Annotated in this window: 11 protein-coding genes; 4 read left to right on the forward strand and 7 right to left on the reverse strand. The window is 61.3% G+C overall.

Features of this window, described 5'->3' with window-relative positions:
- Positions 1 to 79: 79 nt before the first annotated feature.
- A complete protein-coding gene (gene waaA / locus ACOYXJ_RS06865; RefSeq protein ID WP_460368617.1) occupies positions 80 to 1,354 on the reverse strand; it encodes a lipid IV(A) 3-deoxy-D-manno-octulosonic acid transferase in 1,275 nt (424 codons plus the stop codon).
- An 11-nt stretch (positions 1,355 to 1,365) separates the two neighbouring features.
- Positions 1,366 to 2,262, reverse strand: coding sequence for a LysR family transcriptional regulator (locus ACOYXJ_RS06870; RefSeq protein ID WP_460368619.1), 897 nt, complete (start codon positions 2,260 to 2,262; stop codon positions 1,366 to 1,368).
- A 109-nt stretch (positions 2,263 to 2,371) separates the two neighbouring features.
- Here ACOYXJ_RS06870 and ACOYXJ_RS06875 point away from each other — a divergent pair, with 109 nt between their 5' ends.
- The 4 genes from ACOYXJ_RS06875 (at position 2,372) to ACOYXJ_RS06890 (ending at position 5,885) form a co-directional block, all read left to right on the forward strand.
- Complete coding sequence (locus tag ACOYXJ_RS06875; protein ID WP_007915730.1) at positions 2,372 to 2,704, forward strand: DMT family transporter; 333 nt, start codon at positions 2,372 to 2,374, stop codon at positions 2,702 to 2,704.
- Between the two features lie 202 nt (positions 2,705 to 2,906).
- Complete coding sequence (locus ACOYXJ_RS06880; RefSeq protein WP_460368621.1) at positions 2,907 to 4,082, forward strand: NAD(P)/FAD-dependent oxidoreductase; 1,176 nt, start codon at positions 2,907 to 2,909, stop codon at positions 4,080 to 4,082.
- A complete protein-coding gene (locus tag ACOYXJ_RS06885; RefSeq protein ID WP_460368623.1) occupies positions 4,079 to 4,891 on the forward strand; it encodes an aldo/keto reductase in 813 nt (270 codons plus the stop codon). Before ACOYXJ_RS06880 ends, ACOYXJ_RS06885 begins: the two co-directional genes overlap by 4 nt.
- 31 nt (positions 4,892 to 4,922) lie before the next feature.
- A complete protein-coding gene (locus ACOYXJ_RS06890; protein ID WP_460368626.1) occupies positions 4,923 to 5,885 on the forward strand; it encodes a metal ABC transporter ATPase in 963 nt (320 codons plus the stop codon).
- Between the two features lie 4 nt (positions 5,886 to 5,889).
- Here the strand turns inward: ACOYXJ_RS06890 and ACOYXJ_RS06895 are convergent, their stop codons facing one another.
- The 5 genes from ACOYXJ_RS06895 to ACOYXJ_RS06915 all read right to left on the reverse strand — a co-directional run bounded on the left by ACOYXJ_RS06895 (position 5,890) and on the right by ACOYXJ_RS06915 (position 11,427).
- On the reverse strand, positions 5,890 to 6,690 hold the full coding sequence (locus tag ACOYXJ_RS06895) for a hypothetical protein (RefSeq protein ID WP_150794079.1): 801 nt from the start codon (positions 6,688 to 6,690) through the stop codon (positions 5,890 to 5,892).
- Positions 6,691 to 6,748: 58 nt separating this feature from the next.
- Positions 6,749 to 7,435, reverse strand: a complete 687-nt coding sequence (locus ACOYXJ_RS06900; protein WP_150794080.1) for a hypothetical protein — start codon at positions 7,433 to 7,435, stop codon at positions 6,749 to 6,751.
- Positions 7,436 to 8,410: a glycosyltransferase family protein gene (locus ACOYXJ_RS06905; RefSeq protein ID WP_460368628.1), complete on the reverse strand. Its 975-nt coding sequence runs from the start codon at positions 8,408 to 8,410 to the stop codon at positions 7,436 to 7,438.
- A gap of 130 nt (positions 8,411 to 8,540) precedes the next feature.
- Positions 8,541 to 9,962: a bifunctional D-glycero-beta-D-manno-heptose-7-phosphate kinase/D-glycero-beta-D-manno-heptose 1-phosphate adenylyltransferase HldE gene (gene hldE / locus ACOYXJ_RS06910; protein ID WP_007915721.1), complete on the reverse strand. Its 1,422-nt coding sequence runs from the start codon at positions 9,960 to 9,962 to the stop codon at positions 8,541 to 8,543.
- Positions 9,963 to 10,026: 64 nt separating this feature from the next.
- Complete coding sequence (locus tag ACOYXJ_RS06915; RefSeq protein ID WP_460368631.1) at positions 10,027 to 11,427, reverse strand: PIG-L deacetylase family protein; 1,401 nt, start codon at positions 11,425 to 11,427, stop codon at positions 10,027 to 10,029.
- Positions 11,428 to 11,430: the final 3 nt, after the last annotated feature.

Raw genomic sequence — 11,430 nt, forward strand, 5'->3', positions numbered from 1 at the left:
CAAAAGATCGCAGCCTTCGGCAGCTCCTACATTGGAATACGTTTCCTGTAGGAGCTGCCAAAGGCTGCGATCTTTTTGCTTACTTGATCAGTCTGCCCAAACCATCCAGCAAACGCTGCAACGCGCCCTGGTTGCGGCGCATCACCGCCAGCCCGGCGTCAGCCATGCGCTGCGCATCGCGCGGCAGTTCAAACAGGCGCTGCACTTCCACCGCCAGCCCTTCGGCATCATCGACCTCGGCCAACGCCCCGGCTTCACGCAATTGCGCGGCGATGTCGAGGAAGTTGAACAGGTGCGGGCCGCAGATCACCGGTTTCGCCAGCGCGGCCGGCTCCAGCAGATTGTGCCCACCATTGGCCACGAGACTGCCGCCGACAAACGCGCTGTCAGCCAGGGCGTAGAGAAACAGCAACTCGCCCATGGTGTCGCCGAGCAGTACGCTCGTCTGCGCATCGACATTGGCCCCGGTCGAACGCCGCACCGTGGCGAAGCCTTCACGCTGGCACAGTTCGAACACCGAGTTGAAACGCTCCGGGTGACGCGGCACCAGAATCAGCAACGCATCCGGGTGATTGGCCAGCAACCGACGATGGGCATTGAGCACCACTTCATCCTCGCCGTCGTGGGTGCTGGCGGCGATCCACACCGGACGCTCCTGCGCCTGCCACTGGCCGCGCAGTTCGGTGGCGCGTTGCAACAGTTGCGGGTCGATGGTCAGGTCGAATTTGATCGACCCGGTGACCTCGACCCTCTCCGGACGGGCGCCAAGATCACGGAAGCGTTGTGCTTCCGCTTCGGTTTGCACGGCGAACAGGTTCATCTCGGCAAGCATCGGCGCGGTCAGCTTGCTGAAGCGGCCATAGCCGCGTGCCGAGCGCTCGGACAAACGCCCATTGGCCAGCGCCACCGGGATCCCGCGCTTGGCGCACTGATGAATGTGGTTGGGCCACAGTTCGGTTTCCATGATCACCGCGAGCTTCGGCTGCACGCGATCAAGAAACCGCGCCGCCGCACAGGGCAAGTCGTAAGGCAGATAGCAATGCTGGATGCGCGGTTCGTTGGCGAACAGCGCTTGAATCCGCTCCGATCCGGTCGGGGTCATGCAAGTGACGGTGATCGGCAGCTGTGGATAACGCTGCAGCAAGGCGCGAATCATCGGTGCGGCGGCGATACTTTCGCCCACCGATACCGCGTGCACCCAGATGCCGCCGGGTTGCAGTTTCGGCATGCCGTAGGAGAAGCGTTCGCCAATCCGTTTGGCGTACGCCGGCGCCTTGCGCGCCCGCAGCCACAGCCGAATCGCCACCAATGGCAGCCCCAGATAAAACAGCGCGGTGTAGAGAGTTCTATTCATGGCGGCGGAGTTTATCGACTTTTCTCGCCAATCGCGCGCAAGTGCACGGCAAAACGTTCGGCCAGCCAACGTGCGGCCGGACCGAGCGGTTCGTCGCGGCGCCAGACCAGCTCCACCACCAGCGCCGGCGGCGTCCATTCGCTGTCCAGTTCAACCATCAAACCCTGATACGCCGAGTACTGCACCACATGACGCGGCAACCAGGCCCAACCGAGATCGCGCACTAGCCATTCGGACATGACGTAGAAACTGTCCGCGCGCCACACCTGCGGGCTGGCCGGTTCGTTGCCGGGATAGACACTGGTTTGCGTCGACATCAGCAACTGTCGGTGCTGCGCCAGTTGCTGGCAGGTCACGTAAGACTGCTTCGCCAGCGGATGATTGATACCGCAGACGGTGACCATTTCGACGCTGCCGAGCACGCGGCGCTCCAATGCTTCGGGGATTTCATCGTGATAGAACAACAGGCCGAGGTCGGCACGGCACTCCACCAGCTTGTGCGCGACTTCACCTTGAGCGGCACTGGTCAGTTGCACTTCAAGGCTGGGGAATTGCTCGGCCAGTTCACCGAAACTTTCCACCAGCGCCTGATAGGGCATCGCCTCGTCCTGGGCCACGCGCAGTTGCGCTTCCTGGCCGCGCAGCATCGCCATCGCCCGGCCGTTGAGGCGCTCGCATTGGCGCAACACCTCCCGTGCTTCTTCGAGTAGTGCTTCCCCGGCCTCAGTAAGGCTGGGTTGGCGACCACTGCTACGCTCAAACAGGCTCACGCCAAGGTCATCTTCAAGCATGGCAATGGCGTTGCTGATCGCCGACTGCGCTTTACGCTGCTGGCGCGCCACGGCGGAAAACGAGCGGTGTTCGGCGACGTCGACAAACACCCGCAGTTGATCCAGATTCCACTGCATGCTGATTCACCACCCCATCTCTATAACAGATAGGTAATGACTTTACCCCATCTGGCGAATCACTAGAATGCCGCCTCAGCAAGCAACGTTTCACATTGAGGATTTGAACATGAACGCCTACGCCTACCTGGCCATTGCCATCTGCGCCGAAGTGATCGCCACCGTGTCGATGAAGGCCGTCAAAGGTATCAGCACACCCCTGCCGCTAGTGCTGGTCATCGTCGGCTACGCGATTGCGTTCTGGATGCTGACGCTGGTGGTGCGCACCGTTCCGGTCGGCGTGGCTTACGCGGTCTGGGCCGGCATGGGCATTGTGATGGTCAGCGTAGCGGCGCTGTTCATTTACGGGCAGAAACTGGATATCCCGGCGATGCTCGGGATGGCGCTGATCGTGCTGGGTGTTGTCGTGATCCAGCTGTTCTCGAAAACTGCCGGCCATTAACCGCCAGACCCAATCCCCTGTGGGAGCGAGCCTGCTCGCGAATGCGGTACATCCGTCAACAAATATGTCGACTGGCATGCCCTCTTCGCGAGCAGGCTCGCTCCCACATTGGCCCCTATGTTCGGCCTGTTGATCATCGACAAATCCGCCCCTTTCCCGAGTCTGTATACTGCGCCCTCGTCTTGAACACTGAGGTCGCTGCATGCCATCCGTTATTTCCACCGACGTTCTGATTGTCGGCGCTGGTGTCGCCGGCCTCTGGCTGAACGCGCGTCTGCGCCGTCAGGGTTTTTCGACCGTGCTGGTGGAAAGCGCCAGCCTCGGCGGCGGGCAGACCGTAAAGTCCCAGGGCATCATCCACGGCGGCGCAAAATACGCGCTGCACGGTGCGCTGACGGGTGCCTCGGAAGCCATCGCCGACATGCCGCGCCGCTGGCGTGAAGCGCTGGCCGGCAATGGCGAGCTGGATCTGTCCGGCGTGCGCTTGCTCTCCGAAGCCCATTACCTGTGGTCACCGGGCACCCTCGCCGGCAACCTCACCAGTTTCTTCGCCAGTAAAGCCGTGCGTGGCCGCGTTGATCAGGTCAAGGGCGAGCAACTGCCGCCGGCCCTGCAAGACAAGCGCTTCAAGGGCAAGGTTTACCGTCTCGCCGAACTCGTTGTTGACGTGCCGAGCCTGGTCCAGCGTCTCGCCGATCTGGCCGGCGATGGCCTGCTCGCCGGGCAAACCATCGAGCCACTGCTGGAAGCGGGCGTGCTGGTCGGTTTGAAAGTCGACGGCCGCGAGATCCGCGCGCAACGCATTGTCCTCAGTGCCGGTGCCGGCACGGCTCAACTGCTCGAAGACCTCGGCTTGAGCCAGCCGGCCATGCAACGCCGCCCGCTGCATATGATCATTGCCAAAGGCCCGGGCTTGAAACCGCTGTACGCGCACTGCCTGGGTGGCGGCACCAAACCACGCATCACCGTGACCACGCATCCGGCCGCTGACGGCCAATGGGTCTGGTACATGGGCGGCGACATCGCCGAAAGCGAAGGCGTGCACCGCGAGCCGGCCGAGCAGATCGCCACCGCGCAGAAAGAGATCGCACAATTGTTGCCGTGGATCGACCTCAGCACCACGCAATGGGCGACCCTGCGGGTTGACCGTGCCGAGCCGCTGCAAACCGGGCTGACGCGCCCGGACAACGCCTTCCTCGCCGAACAGGGCCGCTTGCTGGTCGGCTGGCCAACCAAACTGGCGCTGGCGCCGGACTTTGCTGATCGTGTGATCGCCTCCCTTGAGCGCGACGGCATCCAGCCGCAAACCACCGAAGCGCTGCCGGCCCTGCCGAAACCACCGATGGGCGTTCCTGCCTGGGAGCAACTGCTGCCATGACCATTGCCAGCCTGCATGACTTCCACCGTCCGCTGGGCAGCACCGGCCTGACGGTTTCGCCACTGGGCCTGGGCACGGTCAAACTCGGCCGCGACCAAGGGGTGAAATACCCCAACGGTTTCCAGATTCCCGGTGATGACGAAGCGCGGATGCTGCTGCGGCAGGCGCGGGAATTGGGCATCAACCTGATCGACACCGCCCCCGCCTACGGTCGCAGCGAAGAACGCCTCGGCCCGCTGCTACGCGGCCAGCGGCAAGACTGGGTAATCGTCAGCAAAGTCGGCGAAGAATTTGCCGATGGCCTGTCGCGCCACGACTTCAGCGCGGCGCACACGCGGATGTCGGTGGAACGCAGCCTGCAACGTCTTGAAACCGATTTTATCGACCTGGTGCTGGTGCATTCCGACGGCAACGACATGGCGATCCTCGAGCACCAAGAGGTTTACGCGACACTCGCCGCACTCAAGGCCGAAGGCAAGATTCGTGGCTTCGGCTTCTCCGGCAAAACCGTCGAAGGTGGCCTCAAAGCACTGGAGCAAGGCGACTGCGCGATGGTCACCTACAATCTGAACGAACAAAGCGAGAAGGCTGTCATTGACTATGCTGCTGCCCACGGCAAAGGCATTCTGGTGAAAAAAGCCCTGGCCAGCGGTCATGTTTGCCTGAGTCCGGGCGTGGATCCGGTGCGCGCCAGCTTCGAACTGCTATTCGCGCAACCTGGTGTGGCCAGTGCTATTGTCGGCACGATCAATCCGCTGCACCTCGCCCACAACGTAGCGACCGTTGCCCAGGTCCTTCGTGGTCACTGACGCCGCCTCGCGGCCTTAAGCAGGAGCCGATATGCCGCGCACGCTCATCCGAAAGAACCCGAGCAACTTCAAGACCCTGCCGCTGTTCGTCGAAGCAACCCCCGAAGGCCTGACCTATCAGAGCGTCGGCATGCCGCTGAACTTCACGCAGACCTTGCAGCGGCGCAAACCGGTGAGCGTGGCCGATGCCGAGCGCTTCTCGCTGGAACTGGCCAACCTCGGCGTTTCGGTACGCCTGACCCTGCATTGGCAGAATCGCGATTATTGGGTACTGGTGCGCCAGCGCCGACAGGATCGCGGCGACGTCGTACTCAAATTGATTTCCGGTTACGTGCCGGCGCATGAACTGAATATTCCGCTGCACACGGCCATTCAGGAAATTGCCGAAGAGTGTTTGCTCGAGACGCCAGAAGGCTGGCTCGGCGGACGCTTCAACGACACCTGGCTGCCGGCGCCCTACTCGGCGGCGCTGCATTATCGCGAGGCTCTGCCGTTCCGCCTGACCCCGTTGTCCGGCTCGGCGCGACCGATCCGTTGCGCCAATCTGCAGTTGCTCGAACGACCACGGGCCTATGTGCACCTGCCGACCGCGTCACTGCAATTGATCTACGATTTGCGCCTGGATGTGCCCAAGGAAGCCAAGTCCCTGAGTCTGTTCCACGTCGACGAGCGTCTGGAGGGTGATCAACTGGTAGCCCGACTCGACCGCAAACGCCCCGACCTGTACTTGATGCCACTCAAGGACGGCGCACCCCTGGCCGAGTTGTACACCCTCAAGCGCGACAAACTCGTCCCCGCCAGCACCCGAGGTCTGTACCTCGCGGAAAGCTTTGCGACACAAACTGGCTGGGTCGTGCGCGAGGAGCGGATTCGCTGGAAGGACTGGCTGGTGCAACAGGGCCTGCAACCAGCAAAAGCCCCGCGCCAGGGGCTCAAGCAGTTGAGTATCAAGGCGCTGCGATTGGTCGGGTTAGGCAAAAAAACCACCAAATAGCGGTTTAACGGCGGCGATCCCACCACGTGCGCATCGCGGCGAAGAAATGGAAGTAGCGATTTTCGCGCTTGCCCATGCCGCGCTTGGGCGAGAACGACTCTTCGGCAAAGGCACCGGTAATGCGCACCCGCGATGCCTGAGTCGGCAGTGTGCAGATCTTGGCATCGACCTGCTGCAGCACATATTTGAGCAAGCGCTCGGAATGCAGCTTTCGACCTGTCGCCTTGCAGAAATCGAAGATACGCTCGACCCGTTTGCCGTACGCCACATAGGTATCGCGCCCGCAAACCGCAAAGCGGTCGTTCAAGCCGCCCCACCACTGCCAGTCCGGAATATAAGCGTTGTGCTTGCGAGCCTCAGGGTGAGCGAAGACATAGCCAGGCAATGCGCTGTGAAAGAAATTGTCCGGGCGCACGAACACGACGAAATCCGGATTGAAGGACTCGATCATGGTCGTCACGGTGTGCAGCGAGTTGAGCTGATAGATCAGATTGCGCAACGAGGCATAGTCATCGGCCCAGGTGTCGCCCTGAGCTTTGACCTGCTCGAAATCCCAGCGCTCCAGCACGCCCTCGGTCGAGGTGAGCGTGCCGATCATCGATTCGAAAGGCTGGTAGTTGTCCGCCGTCAATTCGCCTTTCTCGCCGGAACGCGAGTTCTGCACCTCATCGATCTTGTACAGATGGTAGAAGCACTTAACTTCGCTGCCTGCAGGCAACTGCGCCAGAACGTTCTGTTCGATAGAGGGGAAACAGATCGGCGAATTTCTCGGGATCCCGAAAAAAGCCACGGCAATTTTCAACACTCAACAGCACCTTTTGAAAGTAGTTCGGGCCTGCTGGCAACCGGACAGACGATGTCGCTCACTTCTGTCGAAACAGCTTTTGCCACCAGCGACGAGGTTGCAGTGGCACCACAATGATGTCCGACTTTTGCAGCCAGTCACGCTCATAGTCCCAGGCATGGCCGCCCCACAGCTTTCCTGCTTCGTTGGAAAAACCCAGGGTCATGAGCTGATAGGTATAACCGACATGGCCGCGCAACCAGTCGAACAACACCAGCGTGTTGAAACCGGTGGAAGGCCCGACGTAGCGCTTGCCGCCCGGCCGGTCGACCGGGTAGTTCCACAGCGGCGGCAATGGAATGCGATCCCAGTACATGGTCACACGTGGCAACGGACACATGGGTGCGGCGCAGCCCACCAGCATGCTGAAACAGCGTTCACTCGCCTGCTCGAACATTCGCTGTACCGGCGGCGCGTAAGGCAGACCAAAAAAGTACGCGTCCGGCGCGTTGTAGCCATGCACGAAAACATTGACGCTGTGCTCGTTGAGCAGCGCTGCCTTGATACAGGTATTGAAGCTGACGACGACGTCATCGACGCCAATGTTCAACGCCTGAAAGTCCGCCGCCGTGATGGCTGGGTTGTTGGCAATCAGCACGACCCGAGGCGCACGGCTCAGACAGTCGAGAAGCTCTGTGGGTAAAGCACCCAGTACGGACTGATCACCACCGGGCAGCGCATCCAGCGCCATGTGTTCGTCCTTCATTCAGACCGGCACCTTCATCCCGTAACGCAACTTCACCCAGAATCGCGTGAACGCCGAGGGCGGCTGCCATGGGCGCATCTCACGCTGGATTTCCGTGGCCAGTGCCTGACCGACACGGGCAAAGGAATAGCGGCTTTGCGCGAACTCCTGGCCGTTGCGGGCAATGCGCTCTGCCAGTTCCGGATCGCTTTGCAGCAGCTTGATCTTTTCCACCGCCTCTTCTTCGCTGCGATAGAACACGGTGTTGTGCATGTCTTCAAAGCCGAGCAAGCGGTCTTCTTCGCCCTGACTCCAGGCCAGCAGCACACAGCCGCAGGCCATGGCCTCGTAGTTCTTGATCATGAACTCGTTCATGCCGATGTCGGCGCTGACGAAAATCCTGATGCGATTGAGCGTCTGCAGATATTCCGCGCCCGACTTGGTGCGGGTCACCAGCATTCCGGTACGCCTGGAGAGCGACTCGAGCATGGCTTTGCGCTCGGCATACTCGGTGCTTTTCAGGCTGCCAAGAAAGCCGATCGGAATGTCCCGCTCAACGCCGGTGTTGTGCAGCATCTGCTCGTCATAACCTTTGGAGACGAACACTGTGTCGATGCCTTCAGCGAGCATCTTGCGCGCGACCACGGCACCCGACACCAGTGCCCGACAGCTCGGCAGGCGGCTGTACAGACGTGAATACACGCCACGGTATTTACTGGCAGGCATGTAGTTCTGGTACGCATCGTGTTCGAGAAAGACCAGCCCGGGAATGCACTTGAGCACGCGCAATTGCGGGGCCAGGCGCTTGACCCGAGAGAAGATCACCACACGATCGAAGGTTTGATAATCGACCGAGGCCAAAAACGGCCCCAGGTTCATTTGTTGCTGCTTGCTCAGCCGATAGATGAAACATTCATCACAGTTCTGCTGCACGATGTCGTAAAGCCGGTCAAGAATGACCCGCTGCTCGTCCATCACCAGGAGCATGACTTTCATAGATTAATCGACCACGCGACGTAGGCAGGCAAGCGCATCGGATTCAAACCTGCCAACATCAACGGAAACGGTTAGATCCCCAAGGCAAAATCCGTTCACACGCAGTACACAACGGTAAAAATTCATCTGATCAACGACTGCGAATCTTCTCGACAATCGCAGTTGTCGAGCTGTTTTCGACAAGTCCCAAGACCTTCACGGTGCCGCCATAAGCGCTGACGATATCAGCGCCGACCACCTGATCGATGCCGTAATCGCCGCCCTTGACCAGCACGTCCGGCTTGACCTCGCGCAGCAGGTTTTCCGGGGTACCCTCAGGGAAACTGATCACCCAGTCCACCGCGCCAAGGCCGGCGAGAACCGCCATGCGCCGGTCAACACTGTTGATCGGGCGACCCGGCCCTTTCAGGCGGCTGACCGAAGCATCGTCGTTGACCGCGACAATCAGACGATCGCCCTGTGCCCGCGCCTGCTCCAGATAGGTCACATGCCCGGCGTGCAGGATGTCGAAGCAGCCGTTGGTGAAGACAATCTTCTCGTTGTGCGCGCGAGCATCGGCCACGGCGAGCAACAGCTGTTCAAGACCCAGAACACCGCGCTCGGAACCTTCTTCACGCTGGATGGCGCGACGCAATTCCGGGGCACTGATGGCGGCTGTACCGAGTTTGCCAACCACGATGCCTGCTGCCAGGTTGGCCAGCGCAACGGCGTGGGGCAGGTCTTCACCGGCGGCAATCGCTGCGGCCAGGGTAGAGATCACGGTGTCACCGGCACCGGTGACGTCGAACACTTCACGGGCACGGGCCGGCAGGTGCAGCGCCGGTTGGTCCGGGCGCAGCAGGGTCATGCCGTGCTCGCCGCGTGTCACCAGCAGTGCACCAAGCTCGAGGTCATGCATCAGGGCGGCGCCCTTGCTCACCAGCTCATGTTCATCGACGCAACCGCCGACGATGGCTTCGAATTCGCTGAGGTTGGGGGTGATCAGGCTGGCGCCACGATAGATCGAGAAATCCTTGCCCTTCGGGTCGGCCAGCACCGGAATGTTCTTTGCGCGGGCAGCCTGGATCAACGCCTGATGGTTTTTCAGGGCGCCTTTGCCGTAGTCGGAAAGTACCAGCACCTTGATGCCTTCGAGCAGGTCATCGACCTGCGAGCCGAGGGCCAGAGCGTCGGTGGCGAACGGTTCTTCAAAGTCGATCCGCAGCAGTTGCTGGTGCCGGCTCATGACCCGCAGCTTGACGATGGTTGGCTGGTGCGCAATGCGCTGGAACAGGGCACGTACGCCCGCGCCTTTGAGACTGTTGCTCAGGCTGTCGGCGGCTTCGTCATCGCCGGTCACACCGACCAGTGACGCCGGCGCACCCAGCGCGGCAATGTTCAAGGCAACGTTCGCGGCACCACCCGGACGATCTTCGATCTGCTCGACCTTAACGACCGGCACCGGCGCCTCAGGGGAAATCCGTGAGGTTCCGCCATGCCAGTAACGGTCGAGCATGACATCGCCGACTACCAAGACCGGGGCTTGATCGAAACGCGGCATGGACAACTTCATGGAGCAACCCACATACAAAATGAACAGGGGCGCGATATTAACACAGGGTAAAGCGCCGTCCGCCTCAATCTGAAAGGTCGCGTACCCAGAACAATTCATGACGCCGGACTGCCTTGCGGAAAAACTCGTTACTGCCCGTTTCAGGCCAACGGCGGCCAGCCAGACCCTGCTGGATCCAGCGGCGCAATTGCCGTTTGAACACTTGCCTGCCCTGCAAATCATGCTCCATGGCCAGCGCCATGGCTTTGTCCAGTTGCACGTCCGCCGACAACAGCGGACTCCACAGCCGGTCAGCCGGCAGCGGCTCGATGGCGGGCGGCAGCGCGATACCGGCACCGGCCGGGCCCATCGGCCAGCGATCGTTGTCGTGCAGGTGATTGGCGTACATCAGCAGGGTTGTCGGTTTCCAGCTACTCAGCTCGATGGCCGCAAGCAGTGCCTGGGTAGACGCCACATGATCACTGTGGGGATCGAGTTCAGGATGCGGTGTCACCACGACTTCCGGGCGATAGTGCTCAAGCAGCGCCGTCAGGTCGCCCAGCAGATTTTGCCAGGTCGGCTGCCCATCGATGTCGGCGGGCAGGGTCAACGGATTGTGCCGGCGCACACTGCGCACGTCGTTTTCCTGCGACTCACGGGAGCCGAACACCTGGGAAGGTTCTGCGGCCATCGAAGGCAGCTGCAGGCAGTAATAACCCAATTGCACGCAGCGCTCGGCAGGCACACCGCCCCACAGCGGGATCACCAGACTGTCCCAACTGCGCAAACGGCCCTTCAATCGCGCGGCTGCGGCTTGATCAAGGCCCAGACGCTGCAAGTCTTCAGCCTCGATCTCGCCTTGGGTCAGGGTGACGATGCTGACCTCTTCGCACCGGCTGTACAGGCCAAAGGCAGCGAGTTCGGCATCGTCGGCATGGGGAGCGATGACCATCACCCGCTGGCGGCTGTAGTCAGGGTTGGCCATGACCCACAACACACCCGTCGCCGCCGGCGTGCAATACCGACCACGCAGTGCCAGAGCACCTTGCGTCAACGCATTGCCCTGCCCGGACAGATTAATGAAACGCCGGCCCCTGACGCCACGCTCGAGGTCCTGGCGATCATCGCCCACCTCAACGTGGGGATCGAACCAACGACCCAGCCAGGTGGACTTCACTTCAAGCTCGAGCACCAGCGTCTCGCCCTGCGCCAGCGGCTCGCTCAGGCGCACTACGCCGCCCTCAAGGCTCACGGCCTGCCGCGCGGTTTGCGCCGGGAAGTTGTATTGATAGTCGTCGCCAGGCCGGTAGAACAAATGGTCGGCGAACCAGGCCTCGTGAGCGACCCAGGCCAGCACCAGCAACAGCGGCACCAGCCACCAGGCAATCAGCACGCCAATCAGCAACAGCGCCAGCACAAAGGCGATCAGGAACAGACGCTTGTTGCGTCGATGGGCTTTGAGCAGCTGTTGCTTGCGAGCACTCATGAA

The sequence above is a fragment of the Pseudomonas sp. Tul2A7 genome (assembly GCF_054790505.1).